Origin of the sequence: Rhizobium sophoriradicis, from assembly GCF_025200795.1 — a bacterium.
GTDB lineage: Bacteria > Pseudomonadota > Alphaproteobacteria > Rhizobiales > Rhizobiaceae > Rhizobium > Rhizobium sophoriradicis.
In genome coordinates this window covers 144,376-165,321 of sequence record NZ_CP104152.1, presented here as the reverse complement: position 1 = coordinate 165,321, position 20,946 = coordinate 144,376, and the positions used below count along the sequence as shown (strand labels likewise).

Sequence of the window (20,946 nt, the reverse complement as noted above, 5' to 3'; positions counted from 1 at the left end):
GGCGGCAATCCCTTCAAGCCGTCTTCTTGACCTTGGAGGCGCGGATGCTCTCGGCGGCGCTCTCGAGGCGGGCGAGACCCTCGCGGGCTTCCTCGGCGGTGACGACGAGCGGCGGAAGAAGGCGGATGACGTTGTCACCTGCCGGCACACCGAGCAGATGCGCCGCGCGGATCGCCTGCAGCAGCTCGGCCGAGGGTACGGCCGCCTTGACGCCGAGCAGCAGGCCCTCGCCCCTGATATCCTCGATCACATCGGGATAACGGTCCTTCAGCGAGGCCAGCCCCTGACGGAAGACCAAGGCGACGTCGCGCACATGTTCCAGGAAGCCGTCGGCGAGGATGACGTCGAGCACGGCGCCGCCGACGGCCATGGCCAGCGGATTGCCGCCATAGGTCGAACCATGGGTGCCGGCCTTCATGCCGGAGGCGGCCTCAGCAGTGGCAAGGCAGGCGCCGAGCGGGAAACCGCCGCCGATGCCCTTGGCGACAGCCATGATGTCGGGTGTGATGCCCGACCACTCATGGGCGAAGAGCTTGCCGGTGCGGCCAACCCCGGTCTGGACCTCGTCAAGGATCAGCAGCAGGCCTTTCTCGTCGCAGATCCGGCGCAGCGCCTTCATGAACTCAGCCGTGGCGGGGCGCACGCCGCCCTCGCCCTGCACCGGCTCTATGAGGATTGCCGCCGTCGCATCGGTGATCGCGGCGCGTACCGCTTCGATGTCGCCGAACGGCACCTGATCGAAGCCCGGCGTCTTGGGGCCGAAGCCTTCGAGATATTTCTCCTGGCCGCCGGCGGCGATCGTCGCAAGCGTGCGCCCATGGAAGGCGCCTTCGAAGGTGATGATATGGAAGCGCTCGGGATGGCCCTTGGAAAACTGATAGCGGCGCGCCGTCTTGATCGCGCATTCGAGCGCCTCGGCACCGGAATTGGTGAAGAACACCTTGTCGGCAAAGGTGGCGTCCGTCAGCCGTTTGGCCAAGCGCTCCTGGCCGGGGATCTCATAGATGTTGGAGAGGTGCCAGACCTTGTCGGCCTGCTCCTTCAAGGCGGCGACCACATGCGGATTGCCGTGGCCGACCGAGGTGACGGCGACGCCGGCGCCGAAATCGAGATAACGCTCGCCGCTTTCGGTGATCAGCCATACGCCCTCGCCTCGCTCGAACCGCAGCGGGGCACGAGAATAGGTGTCATAAAGCGGCGCGGCTTCGGCCATGGCGCGGTCTCCCGATCAGTGTGTTGTCAAGCACGGACTCCGGCTAAGAAAACTGGGCCCGAAAAATCAAAAATGCCGCCTTTCGGCGGCGATCGGTACTATTTCCTTTTCGCGCTGCAATGTCAACAAAACTGCGCCCTTAGCGCATGCAGCAAGCTTGTACAGCGGCATTTTCAGCCTTCAACAGGCATTATTGCAGAAATGACACGCAGGGGCAGCAAGTTGGGGAAAACTACGAATTCGATTCATCCGGATTCCCGCGACTCTTGTCACGGAGTCAGCCTCACACTAGGTTAAAGTTCAATTACTAGACTGCATGCGGCGGAACTAGTCACCAAAATTGATCAAGCGTTTCTTGTTTCGGAGGCTTCCGGGACAACGGTGAGGGATTCTGCCATCACCAACGCAAAAGGTGGAGACAGGGCATGAACTGGACAGACGAGCGGGTCGAGAAACTCAAGAAGCTGTGGTCCGAAGGGCTGAGCGCCAGCCAGATCGCGGCACAACTTGGCGGCGTGAGCCGAAACGCCGTTATCGGCAAGGTGCACCGGCTGAGCCTTCCCGGCCGCGCCAAGGCGGGCGGCACTGCCACTGCGGCGCGCACGCCGAAGCGCCAGACATCTGCGCCGCGCGCGCCGAACTACGCCTCCCGGATCACCACCCGCACCGTGACCCGGCAGCAGGGCGCAACGATGCTGAAGGAAGAGATCGAGATCGAAACGATCGAGGAAATGGAATACGTGCCGAAAGGCAACGTGGTCGTGCCGATTTCCCGCCGCCTCGGCCTGACGGAGCTGACCGAACGCACCTGCAAATGGCCGGTCGGCGATCCTCTGAAGGACGACTTCCACTTCTGCGGCTGCGAATCCCCGGACAATTCACCCTATTGCAGCTATCACCAGAAGCTCGCCTATCAGCCGGTCAACGAACGCCGCCGGGCGGCAGCGCGGGTCAGCTGAGCGGGCGACATTGTTGAGATGCAAAAACGGGCTGGAAGGCCCGTTTTTTGTTTGAGTGTGTTGGGTGTGGCTGCCCCTCATCCGCCTGCCGGCACCTTCTCCCCGCCTGCGGGGCGAAGGGATATGCCGCACCCTCTCGGTTTCTCACCAAGCTCTCGTGGGGCACGTCCCCTCGCCCCGTTTACGGGGAGAGGGCTAGGGTGAGGGGCGGAGCTTGCTCGACTTTGTCAGAAACCCCTCAGGCTTCCATCGAATAACCGGCGCCGCGGACGGTGCGGATGACGTCCTGCATGTTGGAGAAGTTCAACGCCTTGCGCAGGCGGCCGACATGGACGTCGACGGTGCGTTCGTCGACATAGATATCGTGGCCCCAGACGCCGTCGAGCAGTTGCGAGCGGGAGAAGACGCGGCCCGGCGACGACATCAGGAATTCCAAGAGGCGGAATTCGGTCGGGCCGAGGCGGACTTCGCGGCTCTTGCGATGGACGCGGTGAGTTTCGCGGTCGAGCTCGATATCGCCGCATTTCAGCACCGAGGACAGCACCTCCGGGCGGGCGCGGCGCAGCATCGCCTTGACGCGGGCGACGAGCTCGGGGGTCGAGAACGGTTTGACGACATAATCGTCGGCGCCGGTGGACAGCCCGCGGACGCGCTCGCTCTCCTCGCCGCGCGCCGTCAGCATGATGATCGGCAGCCGTTCGGTTTCCGGCCGCATGCGCAGGCGCCGGCAGAGTTCGATACCGGAGACGCCGGGCAACATCCAGTCGAGGATGAGAAGATCGGGCGTTCGCTCCTGAAGCCTGATTTCGGCCTCGTCGCCGCGCAGGATGGTATCGACTTCGAAGCCTTCCGCTTCGAGATTATAGCGGAGAAGCACGCTGAGGGCCTCTTCGTCTTCAACAACTGCTACTCTCGGGATCATGCGTGTCCGTCTCCTCGCGCACGATCCTTAAACCGGGGGTGATTTAAGCAAGGGATCCCGCGCAAAATCAAAAATTGGCTGCAACCTCTTTGCGCGCCCGGACGGGCGCGCACGCAATAGGCTGGGTCCGGCACGGTTATTCCGTGGCGGCACCGACGGTGTTGGCGCTGTCGTCCTTCGGACGGTCGCCTTCCGGCTGAGCGCCGGTCGCCATGTAGTAGATCGTTTCAGCGATATTGGTGGCGTGATCGCCGATGCGCTCGATGTTCTTGGCGCAGAAGAGAAGATGCGTGCAGCTGGTGATGTTGCGCGGATCTTCCATCATATAGGTCAGGAGTTCGCGGAACAGCGAGGTGTACATCGCGTCGATCTCGTTGTCGCGCTCGCGAATGGCGGTCGCCTTGTCGGCGGCGCGCGTCGTATAGACGTCGAGCACTTCCTTGAGCTGGACAAGGGCCAGCTCGGACAGGTGCTCAAGACCGCGGGCGAGCTTGCGCGGAACGCCGGTGCTCTGCACGGCGATGACGCGCTTGGCGGTGTTCTTGCCGAGGTCGCCGACACGTTCGAGATCGGCGGCGATGCGGATCGAACCCATGATTTCGCGCAGGTCCGAGGCCATCGGCTGACGACGGGCGATGGTGACGATCGCCTTGTCGCCGATTTCGCGTTCGGTGTGATCGAGGATCACGTCGTCGGAAATGACCTTCTGCGCCAGCGCGGTGTCGCCGTTGACCAGGGCGCGAACGGATTCGGCGACCATCTGCTCGGCCAGGCCGCCCATTTCGGAAATCCGCCTGGACAGGAACTTCAGATCATCATCATAGGCAGAATAAATATGTGTTGATGCCATGGGGCTTTGTCCTCGAATAACGGGAAGGCTTCGGATTGCCGCAATCAGCCGAAGCGACCCATGATGTAGTCCTGGGTGCGTGGATCGTCCGGGTTGGTGAACATCTTGTCGGTGTCGTTCTCCTCGACAAGGTTGCCGAGGTGGAACATGGCGGTGCGCTGCGACACGCGCGCCGCCTGCTGCATCGAGTGGGTGACGATGACGATCGTATAGTTCTCGCGCAGCTCGTGGATCAATTCCTCGACCTTGGCGGTGGCGATCGGGTCGAGCGCCGAGCAGGGCTCGTCCATCAGGATGACTTCAGGACTGACGGCGACGGCACGCGCGATGCACAGGCGCTGCTGCTGACCGCCGGAGAGGCCGGTGCCGGACTCGTGCACACGGTCCTTGACCTCGTTCCAGAGGCCGGCGCGCTGCAGGCTGGACTCGACGATCTGATCGAGATCGGCCTTCGACTTGGCCAGCCCATGGATGCGCGGGCCGTAGGAGACGTTTTCATAGATCGACTTCGGGAACGGGTTCGGCTTCTGGAAGACCATGCCGACACGGGCGCGCAGCTCGACGACGTCGATGTCGGGATCATAGATATCTTCGCCGTCTAGGGTGATCTTGCCGGCGACGCGGCAGCCCTCGATCGTGTCGTTCATGCGGTTGAGGCTTCGCAGGAAGGTCGACTTGCCGCATCCCGAAGGGCCGATCAGCGCGGTTACGGTGTTTTCGCGGATGTTGAGGTTCACATCGAAAAGCGCGCGCTTCTCGCCGTAGTAAACCGAGACATCCTGGCCGATCATTTTATACGGGACGTTGCTCATCTTCTGATCCAGCGCCTTTTCAACTGCAGCTTCCGTCAACATGTTCATGATGTTTAACTCCGTTTACCAGCGGCGCTCGAAGCGACGACGCAAGAGGATGGCACCCATGTTCATGACGATCAGGAACAGGAGCAGGACGATGATGGCACCCGAAGTACGCTCAACGAAGGCACGTTCGGCCTCGTTCGCCCACATATAGACCTGCACCGGCAGGGCCGTCGAGGGCTCGAGCGGCGTGGCCGGCGCGTTGGCGACGAAGGCGACCATGCCGATCAAAAGCAGCGGCGCGGTTTCGCCGAGCGCATGCGCCAGGCCGATGATCGTGCCTGTCAGGATGCCGGGCATGGCAAGCGGCAGGACATGGTGGAACACCATCTGCATCTTCGAGGCGCCGAGGCCGAGCGCTGCGGCGCGGATCGACGGCGGCACGGCGCGCAGTGCCGCGCGGGTGGCGATGATGATCGTCGGCAAGGTCATCAGCGTCAGGACCAGGCCGCCGACCAGCGAGGCCGAGCGCGGCAGGCCGATGAAGTTGATGAAGACGGAAAGGCCGAGCAGACCGTAGACGATCGAGGGAACCGCGGCGAGGTTGTTTATGTTGACCTCGATCAGGTCCGTCAGCTTGTTCTTCGGCGCGAACTCCTCGAGATAGATCGAGGCGGCAACGCCGATCGGCAGCGAGAGCACCAGCACGATCAGCATCAGGTAGAGCGAGCCGATGAGGGCGACGCCGAGGCCGGCAGCTTCCGGACGGCTGGAATTGCCGTTGACGAACAGGCCGGTGTTGAACTGCTTGTGGAGAGCGCCGCTCGCCTTCAGCTGGTTCATCCAGGTCACCTGCTTGTCGTTGACCTTGCGGTTCTTCTCATCGACGGAGAGATCGATCTGGCCCTTGTTGGCGCTGTCGATATTGGCGTCGGCGAGCAGCGAGACATTGACCGTCTTGCCGATGAGCGAGGGATCGGCGACGACCATATCGCGCAGCTGGATCGGCGCGCTCTTGGAGAGCATGGCGGTCGCCTCGCGCACGTCAGGCTTGCTCGACGCATTGATGTTCAGCTGCTTGACGATCGCGTCGCGCAGCAGAACCGGGTAATTGGCGGCGACCAGCACCGAAGGATCGCTCGCACGCTTGTTATCAGGATCGATCGTCTTCTCGGAGAATTCGATCGGCAGGGTGATCGCTGTCTGCTGGAAGGCAGTGTAGCCTTTGCCGATCACCGTCCAGAGCAGGATGAACAGGAAGACGAGACCGAAGGTGATGGCGGCGATGCCATAGGCCTGGAACCGGCGCTCGGCGGCGTAGCGGCGTTTGATGCCGATATCGCGGCGGGCTGGCGCCTTGGATACCGTGACGCCTGATGTGGGAGAAACAATATCCGTCATTCGTACTGCTCCCGGTATTTGCGCACGATGTAGAGCGCGTAGATGTTGAGGCAAAGCGTGATGCAGAACAGCGTGATGCCAAGGGCAAAGGCAACCAGCGTCTGCGGCGAGGTGAACTCGAGGTCACCGGTCAGCTGGTTGACGATCTTGACCGTCACCGTCGTCATCGGCTCGAAAGGATTGATCTGGATGCGGGCGGCGACACCGGCGGCCAGGACGACGATCATGGTTTCGCCGATGGCGCGCGAGGCGGTCATCAGCAATGCGCCGACGATGCCGGGAAGGGCCGCCGGCAAGACCACCTTCTTGATGGTTTCGGAGCGCGTGGCGCCGAGACCGAGCGAACCGTCACGCAGCGCCCGCGGCACAGCGGTGATGATGTCGTCCGACAGCGAGGACACGTAGGGGATCAGCATGATGCCCATGACGATGCCGGCCGTCAGAACGCTCTGCGCCTGGATAAAGCTCGCATAGTTGCCGGAGAGCAGGCCGCTGATCTGCGCGGAGAAATCGCGCAGGAACGGACCGACGGTGACGAGCGCGAAGAAGCCGTAGACGATCGTCGGAATGCCGGCCAGCACTTCGAGAAGCGGCTTGGCGACGCCGCGCACTTTCGGCGAGGCGTATTCGGCCATGTAGATGGCGGCGAAGAGCCCGACCGGCACGGCGACCAGCATGGCGACCAGGCCGATATAGAGCGTGCCGAGCAGCAGCGGGATCAGACCGAACTGGCCGAAGGACGAGCTGCCGGCGCCGGCAAAGCGCGGATCCCAGACCGTGCCGAAGAAGAATTCGCCGGCGGGAACGACGGCAAAGAAACGCGTGGCTTCCGACAGCATTGACAGCACGATGCCGACCGTCGTCAGGATGGCGATCGAGGAAGCGAGCAGCAGAGCCCAGAGCATGACGCGCTCGACGCGGTTGCGGGCGCGGAAGCGGGGCGCGATGGCGCGCAGCGCGTAGAAGGCGCCGGCGACGGCCAGAACGAAGACGATCGCGGTCATGGCCATGCGGCTCGTCAGGCTCATGGCGTTGAGCGTCTTGGCGGCCTCGACCATATAAGGCTGCGGCTGGCCGGCGAGCGGCACGCCTTTCTCGCTGAGCTTGGCCTGCAGCGCGGCCGGATCGTTTGCGACCGCGGCAACTTCGTCAGATGTCAGCATCGTCAGGCCGCGGGCGACCGTCGCCACCATCGAATAGCTCAGATCCTGCTCGACCGCGGCTTGAGCCTTGACATCGTCAGGGAAAGCGCCGCGAACCGAGGATTGGATGATGCCGGGGCTGACGGAGAGCCACACGCAGAGAACGACGAGGGCCGGAAGAACGGCCCAGATCGCCGCATAGGCGCCGTAATAGGCCGGCCGTGAATGCAGTGCGGAGGATCTGCCCCCGGCAAGTGCTGAGGCACGGCTGCGCGCGACCAGATAGGCGGCGGCGCCGATCACCACAAGGCACAGAAGTATGACGGATGTGCTCATTCGTTACGTCCCCAGGCCCATGGCCCCCAAAAAGCCGGCGGCTTCATCAGCCTGCCTTCGGCTTCCAATCATGGAGAAGGAATTCAACCCTGCACCGGACATGCCGGGGCGCAGGGGCAGAAAGCAATACCGGCGCGGGCTCAGAGAGCACCGCGCCGGCAAAGTTATTACATGGACTTGCCGGCTTCGACAGCCTTGCGGATCGCTTCCCGCTCTGCATCCGGAGCGGCAACCAGACCGTATTCAGCCAGCGGGCCGTCGGGGCCGATCATCTGGTCGGATACGAAGAAGTTGACGTATTCCTTCAGGCCCGGAACGGCGCCGAGATGCGCCTTCTTGACGTAGAAGAACAGCGGGCGGGAAACCGGATAGGTGCCGTTGGCGATCGTCTCGGTGGACGGAACGATGCCGTTGACGGTAGCGACCTTCAGCTTGTCGGCGTTGTTTTCATAGAAGGAAAGGCCGAATACGCCGACGCCGGTCTTGTTGGCGGCGATGCGTGCCAGGGTTTCCGGATAGTCGCCGTCGATGTCAACGGCAGCGCCGTCCTTGCGGACTGCGACGCAAGCCTTGCCCTGGGCAGCCTTGTCGGAGATCTCCTTGGCGATGACGTCGAGGGCGCCGGAAGCCTTGCAGCCGGCGGCGAGGACGTTCTGTTCGAAGACTTCGCGCGTGCCGTGCTTTTCGCCCGGGATGTAGGCGGCGATTTCAACGGCCGGGAGCTTCGGGTTGACTTCCGACCACTTCTTGTAGGGGTTGGCGACGAGCTTGCCGTCGACGACGACCTGGGCAGCGAGGGCCTTGTAGATGTCGGCCGGAACGTAGGCGACATCAGGGTTGCCGGAGTCGGTTGCGAAGACGATGCCGTCATAACCGATCTTGACTTCCTGGATATCCGTCACGCCGGCAGCCTTGCAGGCTTCGGCTTCGTTCTTGTTGATCGGACGCGAAGCGTTGGCAATGTCGATGGTGTCTTCGCCGACGCCCTTGCAGAATTCCTTCAGACCGGCGCCCGTGCCGCCGGATTCGACGACCGGCGTCTTGAACTTGGTGAAGGTCTCGCCGAAGGACTCGGCAACGATCTTGGCGTAAGGCAGGACGGTGGACGAACCAGCAACCTGAATCTGGTCGCGGGCAACGGCGGCGCCAGCGAAAGCAGCAGTTGCAGCAAGTGCGGCAACGGTGAGCTTGAAGGTGTTCATTTGAATCTCCCGGCATTGGGCTTGTGTGAGTGCGGCCTATGAGAGGCCCTCGCAGTGCCTTTTTTCATCGGCGGGACTCTCTTAGCGCTGTAAGCCCCGTCCTTTTATGTCAAATCCGTGAAACATTTGTGACAGGCTAAGGCGTTGAAAGTAGACGTAATTCTCAAAAGCACTAAGGATGACTGTCGATAATCGGCAAAGTCGAAACCTTCAATCTACCTTTCGTTGTAAAAACTGTAGACGCATCCGATACCGGGTCGTCAGGTGGGGTGAACCGGGAAGGCCGATGGCGGTTTTGGCTTGTGTCTCGAAGTCGTTCCGTGTGTGAACGACCGGGTTGATGGTCGACACTTTGGACCGGGACGATACCTGACAGTACCGTGATTTGCCCCTCACCCTAACCCTCTCCCGTTTTACGGGGAGAGGGGACTTAACTCAGCCGTCTCGTATGGCACGTCCCCTCTCCCCGTCAGAACAGGGTGAGCGTTAGGGTGAGGGCAATCTCTAGCCTCAGAACCGCACGGTGAAATCAGTGCCCTTGCCGACTTCAGATTTGACGATCAGGCGCGCCCGATGGCGGGTGAGGATGTGTTTGACGATGGCGAGGCCGAGGCCGGTGCCTTTTTTCGAGCGGCTGTCCTCGATGCTGACGCGGTAGAAGCGTTCGGTCAGACGCGGCACGTGTTCGGCCGGGATGCCCGGCCCCTTGTCGATGATGCTGACCTCGACGGGCCCGCCGGCGCCATTCTTCAGCCGGACGTCGACGACTTTGCCTTCCTGGCCGTATTTGCAGGCATTTTCCATCAGGTTTTCGAAGACCTGGACGAGTTCGTCGCGGTCTCCCAGCACCTCGACCTTGCCGTCGGGCAGATGCAGGTTGATCTCGACGCCGACGTCTCTCGCCAGCGGCACCAGCGAGTCGCGGACATGGCCGAGCAGCGGCACCAGGTCGACCTTCTCGTCCGGCGCGATATGCGATTTCAGCTCCAGCCGCGACAGCGACAAGAGGTCGTCGACCAGCCGGCTCATGCGTGTCGTCTGATCGAACATGATGCCTAGGAACTGCGCCTGCGCCTTCTGATCGTTCTTCGCCGGCCCCTGAATGGTCTCGATAAAGCCGCGCAGCGAGGCGAGCGGCGTGCGCAGCTCATGGCTGGCATTGGCGACGAAATCGGAGCGCATGCGGTCGATGCGCCGGACCTCCGATATATCGCGGAAGGAGAGGATGAAAAACCGCTCGCGCTGGCCGTCGGCCTGGAATTCGACAGGCGCACTGCGGACGATATAGACCCGCTCGGATGGCAGCCGCTCGGCATGCTCGATCTGGTTCGGCGCATTGGTGGCGATGGTTTCGCGCACCATGTCGAGCACGCCGGGCGAACGCAGCCGGGCCGATATATGGGCGCCGAGCGTCACCTCGCCGAAGGCCTTTTCGGCGGCGCGGTTCTGGAAGAGCACCGAGGCATCGTCCGACAGCACCATGACCGGGATATCGAGGCCGGCAAGCGTGGCGGAAATGTCAGGCAGGCGGCTCGGAGGCGCTTCCGGCTCCGCCTCCTCCGGCTCGGCCGGCTCCGCCTTGAGCACCGGCGCCTCGTTGAACAGCGCGGTCAAGATCATGACGAGCAGGAGCACGAGCACGACCCACTTGTTCATGCCGGCGGCAAGAGCAATCAAGGCGCTGAGGATGGCCGCAAGCAGCACCGGCCGTTCGCGCCGGATGCGCGCCAACAGGCTTTTTTTCCACGGGATTTCGTCTGGCAAGTGGGCCTCGCGGCGGTCGATTCGTTTTTCTTTATATTGGAACTCTGCCTGATAGCGGCAATTCATGACAGAAGTTTTCGGCTGGCGCCGCTCAAGTGAAGGACGGCAGCCAAAGCCTCGCGAAAAATCACCAGCGGCAAGCGAAAGATTTGATTTCCAACGATGAATATGTTCGCCTGCGTCGAGAAGACGACCAGCGAAGGAGGAGCATATGGGCGAGGCTGCCAAAAGCAGGGCCGTGGAGCTGAATATCCGGGGAACGAAACGCATCTTCGATGTCGACGATCCCGTTCTGCCGGACTGGGTGGAGGAACAGGCGCTGGAATCCGGCGAATTTCCCTACAAGAAAAAGCTCAAGGAAGAGGATTATTCAGAGCAGCTGGAAAAGCTGCAGGTGGAACTTGTCAAGGTGCAATTCTGGCTGCAGGCGACGGGCAAGCGGGTGATGGCGCTGTTCGAGGGACGCGACGCGGCCGGTAAGGGCGGCGCGATCTCGGCCTCTTCGGAGAATATGAACCCACGTCTTGCGCGCGTCGTGGCCTTGACCAGACCGACAGAGCGCGAACAGGGGCAATGGTATTTCCAGCGCTACGTCGCGCAGTTCCCGACCGCAGGGGAATTCGTACTGTTCGACCGCTCCTGGTACAACCGCGCCGGCGTCGAGCCGGTCATGGGCTTCTGCACGCCGCAGCAGTATGAAGGTTTTCTCAAGCAGGCGCCGCAGCTCGAAAAGATCATCGCCCATGAGGGCATCTTCTTCTTCAAATTTTATCTCGACATCGGCCGGGAGATGCAGCTCAAGCGTTTCCACGACCGCCGCCACGATCCGCTGAAGGTCTGGAAACTGTCCTCGATGGATATTGCGGCGCTGACGAATTGGGACGATTACAGCGACAAACGCGACCGGATGCTGAAGGAAACCGATACGGATTTCGCGCCCTGGACGGTGATCCGCGCCAACGACAAGCGGCGGGCGCGTCTGGAACTGATCCGCCATATGCTGAATAGGATCGACTACGATGGCAAGGACAAGAAGGCGCTGGGGGAGGTCGACAAGGAGATCATCGGCTCCGGCCCCGGCTTTTTAAAGTAGGCCAGCGCCTACCTTAAAGCCGCGTCACTGCCCCGGCAGGATCCGGATCGCGAAGAGGTTGATGCCGCGCGCCTTGCCGTCGAGATCGCTGTTGATCGTCAACGTGCCCGGCGAATTCGGGGCGAGCGAGCGGTCGAACTTCACCTGCAGCAGCGCATCGGATTTTTCGCGGGTGACGCTGAAGCGATGGCGGGCGCAATTGCCGAGCGACTGGAAATTGCATTCGACCGTCACCTGCGTCGGCTCGTCGGTGGTCGATTGCAGCGTCAGCGCGATGGTCGAGGACTTGCCGGCAAGCTGCTGCAGCACCGAGGCCGGAACGCTGACGGAGATGTTGCCGTCAGCCGCACCGCTCTCGGAAATCAGGCGCACGGCGGGGCCGTCATTCTCGGTGATGTTTTCGATGCGGGCCCGCGGACCGCTTTTGATCTTGTCGGCCTCGTCAGGCTTGAACACCGGAATCCAGTCGGCCGAGAAACTGTTCTGCGGATCGATGGTCACCGGCTGATCGGTGTGGGGGGCGGCATTGCCGGCGCTGTCGTCATTGCCGGTGAAATCCTCCGGCTGGGTGCTTGCTGGCGGATTGGCGACGCTGGTGTCGCGTTCGGCCGCCGTCAACAGCAGGCCCGACGTATAGGCCCACCAGGCGCCGATGCCGACGAAGGCCAAGAGCACGCACCAGACGAGAAGCCGGGAAAAGAACTTGCGCGGCTTGCGGCGGCCCGCCGCCCGCTCCGGGCGGAAATCCATGCTGGTCGCACGTTCGCCGCGGGTCAGCCGCTCCTCGCCGGCCGGGGCGGCCGCCAGATGATCGGCATCGCCGGCATGAACATTGTCGAGGCGCGACTCGTCGCTGCGGTGCATCACCACCTCGGGAGACCGGGCCTCGCCCGCGGCCACCGGACTGTCGATCAGGCTGCCGATATCGGTCACGTCGCCGCGATGAACCGGCGGCGGCGGCATTTCGACGACCGGCGGCACCGGCACTTCGGGCGGCCGTTGGCGGGGGTGGAGCCGCTCGCGCTCCTCGCCTTCGATGGCATGAATGGTGCTTTCAAGGCGGTGGCGGTGATGGGCGACGGCCTCGGCATCGGTAATGTCCTGCTTGCGCAAGCCGGCTTCCAGCGCCTGGCGGGCCGACTGGTAGATCCTCGCTCGAACTTCCGGATTGTCGCGATCGGCATTTTCGAGCGCTGTTCTGATGGCCGTTTCTAATCCGCTCACATCACGTCCTTCACTTTGAACCCGGCGTTGGACCGCAATCCCCGCCGTTCTCCATCAAAATTCGGTAGCGGCAAGTGCGGCAAACCGCAAGCCTTGCAGGCCCGCCCACCGTTGATCTCATGCTATATTCGCCAGCTTTTCACGGGCGTGCGGGCCTTCCCTATCCGTTCTACGGCCTGATATATCGGGCGGAAATCGACGAAGGCATGGCAGTCGCTCTTTTATCGGCTTTTCTTCTCTGTTATGAGATTGACGTTTTCGTAAACGTCAATGCGAGCGGTAAAACCATGGCCCTGCCCCCGATCCTCAAGGACAAACTCAGACTGCCGGTGATCGGCTCGCCGCTCTTCATCATCTCGCATCCGGCGCTCACTTTGGCGCAATGCAAGGCAGGCGTCGTCGGCGCCTTTCCGGCGCTGAACGCCCGGCCGGAAAGCCAGCTCGACGAATGGTTGGCCGAGATCACCGAGGAGCTTGCCCGCCATGACGCCACCCATCCGGAACGGCCGGCCGCACCCTTTGCCGTCAACCAGATCGTCCACATGTCGAACAAGCGGCTGGAGCATGATCTCTCGCTCTGCGTCAAATACAAGGTGCCTGTTGTCATCTCCTCGCTCGGCGCCGTGCCGGAGGTCAATGCCGCCGTGCATTCCTATGGCGGGATCGTGCTGCACGACATTATCAATAACCGCCACGCCCATTCGGCGATCCGCAAGGGGGCCGACGGACTGATCGCGGTGGCATCGGGCGCCGGCGGCCATGCCGGCACGCTGTCGCCTTTTGCCCTGATCCAGGAAATCCGCGAATGGTTCCACGGGCCGCTGCTGCTTGCCGGCGCGATTTCGACCGGCGGCGCCATCCTAGCCGCCGAGGCGATGGGCGCCGATATGGCCTATATCGGCTCGCCCTTCATCGCGACGCAAGAGGCGCGCGCCGCAGACGCCTACAAGCAGGCGATTGTCGAGGGTGCGGCCGCCGATATCGTCTATTCCAACTATTTCACCGGCGTGCACGGCAACTACCTCAAGCCGTCGATCGTCGCCGCCGGCATGGATCCCGACAACCTGCCGGTCGCCGACGCTTCTAAGATGGATTTCGAGCAGGCAACCGGCGGCGCCAAGGCCTGGAAAGACATCTGGGGCAGCGGCCAGGGCATCGGCGCCGTCAAGGCCGTCGAGCCGGTGGCCAAACTCGTCGACCGGCTGGAGGCTGAATATAAGGCCGCCCGCGCCCGGCTGGCGCTCTGAACCGGATCTTCGACACCCTACCCTCTTTTTTGCCAAAGGCAGAACAGGGTGCTTGAAATCTTCGGACAATGCCTGTATCAGCGCCATGCAAATCGCAGGTCGCACGCTTCGGCCGCCAAATGCCGCTTTAGCTCAGTCGGTAGAGCACATCATTCGTAATGATGGGGTCACGTGTTCGAGTCACGTAAGCGGCACCAAAATCTTCAAGTCAAACGCATATAGTTTCGAGATCGAAGCATTTCGACGCTTGCGGGTCGCCGGGGAAATCTGGCGACAAAATCGGCTTCGTTCCACCGCCAATCCGGCATTCGCGCGCCCATCCTGCCGACGTGACCTCAATTTGATCGGCGATGAAGTGCCAGTTGCCTTCTTCATACGCTGCTCCGTCGTGCTCAGCCGAGGCGACATTTGTACGGACTTTTCTGCGACGCTCTCGGCGCTGAGCAGTCTGGTGCATCAAGCTTTCGCCGTAATCGCTGACTTCGCCTTCATCATTTTCGACCTCCATCAACATAGCTCCTCTGAAAGCCGAGGGGAAATTATAAGCATAATTGCACGTGTTGACGATGGCCGCTCGATAGGCAAAGCTTCAACCGCTGGTGGACTTCTTCATTCACGTTTATCAGACCCCTATTCGCATGAGCGAATGATGTCGATCGAGCTCGCGAGGGCCGGCAAGTAGGAGGATTTATGCGAATATCGCTTCTGAGCGTCATGCTTTTCCCCTTTTCCATTTTCCCCGCGCATTCCGAAGATTTCCCTCTCGCTTCATGTGCTGGATGGGACGGAACGCTGGTCAGCAGGACCGGCACGGATTCGAGAAATGCGGTCATGGAAGGGAACGTCAATCAGGCCAACTTCCAGGAATACTGCGAACGAGACCCGGGAGGCGAGACGGTCGCGCATGGCGGGAAACTGACTGTTGAGCAGTGCGTGGCGATGTATATGAAAGAAGATGGTAAAGACACCTATCGTTCCACGGCCGATTGCCGCAAGGGCACGCTGTCCTTCGTTCCTTCTGGCGGAGAACCGCTGCGCGTGACTTTCCCATTACCCGAGGATGCAGATGTGTCGTGCGCCTCAGGCATGCCGCCGTTAATCAAGCAGTTCACGATGCTCTGCCCTCAGGCGGCGCGAAAGTTTAAAATGCTGGACGACGAATGACGGATTCCGGCAGGAACCTGCCGCTCCCGAACTGGTTCTCCCCTTGAGACAACAAGGATGGAGCAAACCATGTCCTGCAAACTCATCGCGATATCGCTTCTTTCCATCAGTCTTGCCGGCTCGGCGCTGGCGCAGACGACCGGGGGCGCGAATTCCAGTGGGCGGCTTTCGGTGGCGCCTGTTATCGGCGGCTCGGGGAGCTCGGCCCCGGGTTCGGCCGGGACCGGATCCGTCGGTACGGGTTCGGCCGGCGCCGGCTCTGTCGGCACCGATCCCGGTACGACCGGCAGCACCACCGGCGGCACCACCGGCTCTGGCGGCGTCGATCTCAACCGCGATCGCAGCACGATCAATCCCGGCGGCGTCAATCCGGATCTTCAGCAGGTGCCGGGCTGTACCGCCGGTACCAACTCACTCAGCGAGGCATGCCAGCAGTGAGGAAGGGCGAGCGTCCTCCTCCGATAGAATGAGAGCCCGGCCGCGATCGCGCCGGACCTTCATTTCGGCTGACATCGCGCGAAAACGATGGCTGCCGCGGGAATTGCTTTACCGGCTGGCCTTCAGGTCGTAGAACGACTGCATCCCTCCGCGCTTGGCGCATCGCCCCACACCCCAGCCAGCATGCCATTATTTCCGGCATTCCGCGGAGCACCCGAAGAGGATCGTCATGTCGAATGCTGCGCATCGCTCGAACCGCGTGCTTGTCGTCGCGACCATCATGGTCGCAACCTTCATGGTTGCCATCGAGGCGACGATCGTGGCGACCGCGATGCCGCGCATCGTCGGCCAGCTCGGCGGATTTTCCTATTACAGCTGGGTGTTTTCGGCCTTCCTGCTGGCGCAGTCGACGACAACAGTCATCTACGGCAAGCTTTCGGATATTTTCGGGCGCAAGCCGGTGCTGATCGCCGGCATTATCATCTTCCTCGTCGGCTCGGCGCTCTGCGGCTTTGCCTGGTCGATGATGTCGCTGGTGCTGTTCCGGCTGCTGCAGGGGCTTGGTGCCGGCGCCATCCAGCCGGTGACGATGACGATCATCGGCGATCTCTTCAAACTCGAGGAACGCGGCCGGGTGCAAGGCGCGATGGCGACCGTCTGGGCGACCTCGGCAGTCGTCGGGCCGCTTGCCGGCGGCATCATCGTCGACAATATCTCCTGGGCCTGGATCTTCTGGATCAACCTGCCGATCGGCATCGTCTCGATCATCGCCTTCATGATCTTCCTGAAGGAGGACGTCGCGCACAAGCAGGCGCGGATCGATTATCTCGGGTCGGTGCTGTTTTCGATCGCGATCGTTGCGCTGCTCGTCATGCTGACGGAAACGGCTGCCAGCGCCTGGATCCTGCTCACACTTTTTGCGGTCTTCGTCGTCGCCGGGCTGCTCTTCCTCGCCCAGGAGAAGCGGGCGCCGGAGCCGATCATTTCGATCGCGCTCTGGAGCCGCCGGCTGATCGCCACCAGCAATGCGGCGACGCTACTTGCCGGCATGGCGCTGATCGGGCTTTCCACCATCCTGCCGATCTACGTGCAGGGCGTGCTCGGCCGCTCGCCGATCGTCGCCGGCTTCACGCTCACCATGCTGATCGTCGGCTGGCCGCTCGCGGTGATGCTCTCCGGCCGCTTCTACAAGGCGTTCGGCATTCGCCGGACGCTGCGCGTCGGCAGCCTAATGTTTCCGTTCGGCGCCTGTTTCCTGCTGTTCCTGACGCCGGAAAGCTCGCCGGTTCTGGCCGGCGCCGGCTCCTTCTTCATGGGCGTCGGCATGGGCCTGATCAGCCTGACCAGCATCGTGCTGGTGCAGGACAGCGTCGAATGGTCGATGCGCGGCAGCGCCACCGCCTCGATCATCTTCGCCCGCAGCCTCGGCAATACGCTCGGCGCCACCGTGCTCGGCGCCATCCTCAATGCCGGCATCAACCACCATGCGAGCGGCGAGACGGCGGCGGCCCTGCACGATGCGCTGAACCAGCCGACCGGGCTCTCGGCGCTCGCCGCCGACCCTGATATCCGCAGCGTCTTCGATGCGGCCCTGCACTGGAGCTTCTGGGGCGTGGTCGTCGTCGCGGTGCTGACCTTCTTCACCACCTGGCTGATCCCGGTCGGCCCTGGCCGCAAACGCGAAGAGCCGGCGGTGGCCAGCGAAGCGGCCTCGCATTGACCGCTGCGTTCTTCACGGCAGCGCCGAGCGGCGGCTGTCCAAAACGCGCAAGATCAGGTTGCGCCTTCCCTTGCGCGGGCCGAGATCGATATCGCTGACGAGCTTGGCGCCGCCCTCGCGCCGTTCCAGGGTGATCTTGCGGCTGTGGAAGGCTTCAAGCTCGGCGCGATGGGCGACGCTGATGATGGTCACCGTTGGCATTTCTTCGATCAACATTTCCATCATGCTGTCCTGGCTCTTCTCGTCGAGCGCCGAGGTGGCTTCATCGAGCACGATGATATCGGGGTGGTGCAGCAGCAGCCGGGCAAAGGCGAGCCGCTGCTTTTCGCCGCCCGACAGGATCTGATCCCATGGCGCGACTTCCTCGATCTTCTCGTTGAGATAATCCAGTCCAACCTTGGTCAGCGCCGCGGTGATCTCCTCCGGCGTCCAGCTGTCAGCGGCGCGGGGATAGGCGACGGCGCGGCGAAGCGTGCCGGACGGGATATAGGGCCGCTGCGGCAACATGAACAAGCGGCGGTCGGCGTGGAAATCGACGCTGCCGTGGCCCCAGGGCCAGAGACCGGCGATGGCGCGCACCAGCGTGCTCTTGCCCGAGCCGGATTCTCCGGCGACCAGCACCCGCTCGCCCGGGGCGATCTCGACATGGGTCTCCTTGACCACGGCGGTGCCGTCGTCGAGCGAGACGGAGAGATCGTTCAGATTGAGGATCGCATTGCCTTGGGTCTGGCTGTGCTTGATGCGCCTCAGCGCATCGTTCTGTTCGGCGCGCTCGAGGCCGTCGAGCGACGTCATCAGCGAGGCGATGCGCCGCGCACAGGCGTTCCAGTCGGCAAGACGCGGATAGTTGTCGACCAGCCAGCCGAAGGCGTGCTGAACGATGGCGAAGGCGGAAGCCGCCTGCATGACCTCACCGAGGGTCATGCCGCCTGCGAGAAATTTTGGCGCGCACAGCAGCAGCGGCACGACGGGCGCAATCAGCATCGATCCGTGCGACACGAATGTCGTTCGCATGTGCTGGCGCGCAAGCAGCGCCCATTGCCTGAGCACATTGGAAAATGTCTTGTCGAGATCGCTGCGCTCCTCCTCCTCGCCGCCGAGCAAGGCAATGCTCTCGCCATTTTCTCGCACGCGGGTCAGCGTGTAGCGGAGCTCGGCCTCCACCTGGTTCTTGACCTCCGAGACCTGGACGAAGTGGCGGCCGATGATGGCGATCACGGTTGAGGTAATCACGGCATAGAGAACCGCAGTGACGACGAGAAAGCCGGGAATGGTGATGGTCGCCCCTGCGACCGGCAGCTCGAGCGCTCCGCCGATCGTCCACAGGACGACGATAAACGTCGAGGCCGCCAGAAATGCGGAAATGACGCCGGCGATGAAATCGACCGGCGCTTCGGTGGCAATGCGCAGATCCTCCGAGATGCGCGCTTCGGGATTCTTGTGATCGCCGCCGATCAGGTTCAGCTGATAATAGCGGCCGTTGGCGAGCCAGCGCGCGATCACCGCCGAGGTCAGCCAGGAGCGCCAGCGGCGCTGGATCATCATGCGGACATAGACTTGCGCGGTGACAAGGGCGACGCTTCCGAGCACCAGCGGCACGAAAACGGCGCTGAGGTAATAGACGGTGGCGGCATCGTGCCGCTCGATGGCGTCGAAGATCCCGCGGTTCCAGCGATTGATCCCATATTGGAAGCCGACATTCATGCAGATCATCACCAGCAGACCGATCGAGCACGGCCAGGCGAGCCTGTCGCCGCCGCGGCTCCAGAAATGGCGGGCGCTGATCCAGAAACGTTTCAACAAATATCGCTTGCGCGCCTGCTCGGCCTCCTCGGGCGTGAGCTCCGGACTGGGTTCGATGGCTGGCGGCGGCGCGGCCTCGACAGTCGATGCCTTCTCGGGGCGCGACTTCTCGGCACCGTGCTCATCGGTGCCGTCGACCGATTTCGGGTTGAGTTTTGCGTCGGTCATAAGCCTGACAACGGCTTACAATTCGAAAGGTTTCATGAGGGCCGACGCCGGGCGCGGCATCGCAGCTCTAAAGAGGACGAGGCGCAGATTTTTGCATGTGCAAGTGCCAACGGGATTCACGGCCTGGGGAGGTCAGACGTCGTTGGTGTCGTGCGTGCAGCCCCCTCATCCGACCCTTCGGGCCACCTTCTCCCCGCTGGGGAGAAGAGGGGAGAATGCCGCTTTGCCATCGACGCAATCGGACGAAGTGCCTTTAAGCCGGCCGGTTCATTTGGGCAGTTCGGCGCGCCTTGCTCCCTCTTCTCCCCTCGGGGAGAAGGTGGCCCGAAGGGTCGGATGAGGGGGCTGCAGGCACGACTTTTGTCGCCCTTCTCTTACCTCACGCGCTCTCCGTCGCGATCTGCGGCAGGGATTGCAGCAGGGTCTGGCGGGCGGAGTGCAGATGCGCGCGGCAGGCTTTCTCGATCGCCGCCTGGTCGCCGGATTCGAGGGCGGCGATATAATCCAGATGTTCGTGGATAGCGCGCTCGTTGCGCTCGCGGGCGGCAGTCTTGTTCCACTGTTAGTGATAGTGGAAGACGATGGCGATCGCATCGTAGAAATCGGCGATGAAGCGGTTCTTCGAGGCGCGATGGATCAAGAGGTGGAAACGTTCGTCAAGGACGGAGAAATCCTTGAAGCGCTGGTTGATGTCGGCGAGCATGGCGTGGTGTTCGTCGCGGATGGCGGCAAGATCGGTCCAGGCCTGATTGTCACGGGGAAGCCGGCCGAATTCGGCGGCCGAATGCAGCTCGAACATCTCGCGCACATCGGCGAGTTCAAGCGCGAACTCGCGGGTGAAGCCCTTCAGCGTCCAGTGGCTGTTCGGTCGCTTTTCGATAAGGCCGAAGCGGGAGAAGCGGATCAGGAATTCGCGCACGCTCGTGGTGCCGGTGCCGATCTCGCGGGCAAGCTCCAATTCGTTGATCTGCATGCCGGGCGCGGCATCATCGGCAAGGATGCGCTGCATGAAGCTGCGCTCGATGATGTCGTGCAAGGAATCCGTTTCTTCGGAAGGAAAGAGGTCGCCGTCGGTCGGCTGGCGGAGCACGATCTTCTGGCGCTTGTTCCAGCGGATGATGCCTTCCTCGCTCAGACGCGTTAGGATGGCACGCGCGGTGGAGCGGCTGACGCCGAGCTGGGCGGCGATCTCCGGCTCCGACGGGAGTGCGGTATCCGTGCGCAGGGCCGCGGCATACCTGTTGTAGGCTTCCTTGAAGACCGTGTTCTGCCTTGCCATCAGACCCCCGCTTTCCGCCCGCGTGTCGCAACCGCCATCCCGGCTCAAAAGCAGGACGGGATCGGACCGGGGCTCATCCAAACGACCTTTAGCTTATTTCCGGCCGCCTGCGGCGCATCGCCTCCCTCGTCCACAGGATCAATATTCCCGTTGACTTGAAAATGTTTATTGTAGATAAAAAACAAAATCAATGCGCATTTGCCGTGCGGCAGGCGCTCCCGAAA

17 protein-coding genes, 1 tRNA gene and 1 pseudogene are annotated in these 20,946 nt (G+C 62.4%); 7 read left to right on the top strand and 12 right to left on the bottom strand.

Going from position 1 to position 20,946, the window contains the following annotated elements; all coding sequences use genetic code 11:
* Positions 1–13: 13 nt before the first annotated feature.
* A complete protein-coding gene (locus N2597_RS00810) occupies positions 14–1,213 on the bottom strand; it encodes an aspartate aminotransferase family protein (protein ID WP_096764943.1) in 1,200 nt (399 codons plus the stop codon).
* Positions 1,214–1,638: 425 nt separating this feature from the next.
* On the opposite strand from N2597_RS00810, the gene N2597_RS00805 reads away from it, so the two are divergent.
* Positions 1,639–2,172, top strand: coding sequence for a GcrA family cell cycle regulator (locus N2597_RS00805; protein ID WP_038686705.1), 534 nt, complete (start codon positions 1,639–1,641; stop codon positions 2,170–2,172).
* Positions 2,173–2,410: 238 nt separating this feature from the next.
* Here the strand turns inward: N2597_RS00805 and phoB are convergent, their stop codons facing one another.
* The 7 genes from phoB to phoR form a co-directional block, all read right to left on the bottom strand.
* Complete coding sequence (gene phoB, locus N2597_RS00800; protein WP_004672768.1) at positions 2,411–3,094, bottom strand: phosphate regulon transcriptional regulator PhoB; 684 nt, start codon at positions 3,092–3,094, stop codon at positions 2,411–2,413.
* Positions 3,095–3,230: 136 nt separating this feature from the next.
* Positions 3,231–3,944, bottom strand: a complete 714-nt coding sequence (gene phoU / locus N2597_RS00795) for a phosphate signaling complex protein PhoU (protein WP_096764942.1) — start codon at positions 3,942–3,944, stop codon at positions 3,231–3,233.
* 44 nt (positions 3,945–3,988) lie between these two features.
* Entirely contained in the window at positions 3,989–4,804 is an 816-nt protein-coding gene (gene pstB, locus N2597_RS00790) for a phosphate ABC transporter ATP-binding protein PstB (RefSeq protein WP_183599026.1), read from the bottom strand.
* Positions 4,805–4,819: 15 nt separating this feature from the next.
* Positions 4,820–6,142 (bottom strand): phosphate ABC transporter permease PstA, encoded by a 1,323-nt coding sequence (gene pstA / locus N2597_RS00785; RefSeq protein WP_096768865.1) that lies wholly within the window; start codon positions 6,140–6,142, stop codon positions 4,820–4,822.
* Positions 6,139–7,620 (bottom strand): phosphate ABC transporter permease subunit PstC, encoded by a 1,482-nt coding sequence (gene pstC / locus N2597_RS00780; protein WP_096764939.1) that lies wholly within the window; start codon positions 7,618–7,620, stop codon positions 6,139–6,141. The genes pstA and pstC overlap by 4 nt, the downstream gene beginning before the upstream one ends.
* Positions 7,621–7,787: 167 nt before the next feature.
* Entirely contained in the window at positions 7,788–8,822 is a 1,035-nt protein-coding gene (locus tag N2597_RS00775) for a substrate-binding domain-containing protein (RefSeq protein ID WP_096764938.1), read from the bottom strand.
* Positions 8,823–9,332: 510 nt separating this feature from the next.
* Positions 9,333–10,553 (bottom strand): phosphate regulon sensor histidine kinase PhoR, encoded by a 1,221-nt coding sequence (phoR, locus tag N2597_RS00770; protein WP_039617727.1) that lies wholly within the window; start codon positions 10,551–10,553, stop codon positions 9,333–9,335.
* Between the two features lie 244 nt (positions 10,554–10,797).
* Between phoR and ppk2 the strand changes: the two genes are divergently transcribed.
* Positions 10,798–11,679 carry a polyphosphate kinase 2 gene (gene ppk2, locus N2597_RS00765; RefSeq protein WP_183599028.1) on the top strand — a complete coding sequence of 294 codons (882 nt, stop codon included), beginning with the start codon at positions 10,798–10,800 and terminating at the stop codon, positions 11,677–11,679.
* A gap of 24 nt (positions 11,680–11,703) precedes the next feature.
* On the opposite strand, the gene N2597_RS00760 is transcribed toward ppk2, so the two are convergent.
* Positions 11,704–12,903, bottom strand: a complete 1,200-nt coding sequence (locus N2597_RS00760; protein WP_183599030.1) for a regulator — start codon at positions 12,901–12,903, stop codon at positions 11,704–11,706.
* A 287-nt stretch (positions 12,904–13,190) separates the two neighbouring features.
* Here N2597_RS00760 and N2597_RS00755 point away from each other — a divergent pair, with 287 nt between their 5' ends.
* Both N2597_RS00755 and N2597_RS00750 read left to right on the top strand, forming a co-directional pair.
* Entirely contained in the window at positions 13,191–14,150 is a 960-nt protein-coding gene (locus tag N2597_RS00755; RefSeq protein ID WP_183599032.1) for an NAD(P)H-dependent flavin oxidoreductase, read from the top strand.
* A gap of 121 nt (positions 14,151–14,271) precedes the next feature.
* Positions 14,272–14,347 (top strand) — tRNA-Thr (locus N2597_RS00750).
* A gap of 11 nt (positions 14,348–14,358) precedes the next feature.
* On the opposite strand, the gene N2597_RS00745 is transcribed toward N2597_RS00750, so the two are convergent.
* Positions 14,359–14,658 (bottom strand): hypothetical protein, encoded by a 300-nt coding sequence (locus N2597_RS00745; protein WP_183599034.1) that lies wholly within the window; start codon positions 14,656–14,658, stop codon positions 14,359–14,361.
* A gap of 182 nt (positions 14,659–14,840) precedes the next feature.
* On the opposite strand from N2597_RS00745, the gene N2597_RS00740 reads away from it, so the two are divergent.
* The 3 genes from N2597_RS00740 (at position 14,841) to N2597_RS00730 (ending at position 17,472) form a co-directional block, all read left to right on the top strand.
* Complete coding sequence (locus tag N2597_RS00740) at positions 14,841–15,314, top strand: hypothetical protein (RefSeq protein ID WP_183599036.1); 474 nt, start codon at positions 14,841–14,843, stop codon at positions 15,312–15,314.
* Between the two features lie 69 nt (positions 15,315–15,383).
* Positions 15,384–15,752, top strand: coding sequence for a hypothetical protein (locus N2597_RS00735; RefSeq protein WP_039617717.1), 369 nt, complete (start codon positions 15,384–15,386; stop codon positions 15,750–15,752).
* A 229-nt stretch (positions 15,753–15,981) separates the two neighbouring features.
* Positions 15,982–17,472 (top strand): MDR family MFS transporter, encoded by a 1,491-nt coding sequence (locus tag N2597_RS00730; RefSeq protein WP_183599038.1) that lies wholly within the window; start codon positions 15,982–15,984, stop codon positions 17,470–17,472.
* A 12-nt stretch (positions 17,473–17,484) separates the two neighbouring features.
* On the opposite strand, the gene N2597_RS00725 is transcribed toward N2597_RS00730, so the two are convergent.
* On the bottom strand, positions 17,485–19,443 hold the full coding sequence (locus N2597_RS00725; RefSeq protein WP_183599040.1) for an ABC transporter ATP-binding protein/permease: 1,959 nt from the start codon (positions 19,441–19,443) through the stop codon (positions 17,485–17,487).
* A gap of 379 nt (positions 19,444–19,822) precedes the next feature.
* Positions 19,823–20,722: pseudogene (locus N2597_RS00720) on the bottom strand (GntR family transcriptional regulator).
* Positions 20,723–20,946 lie beyond the last annotated feature (224 nt).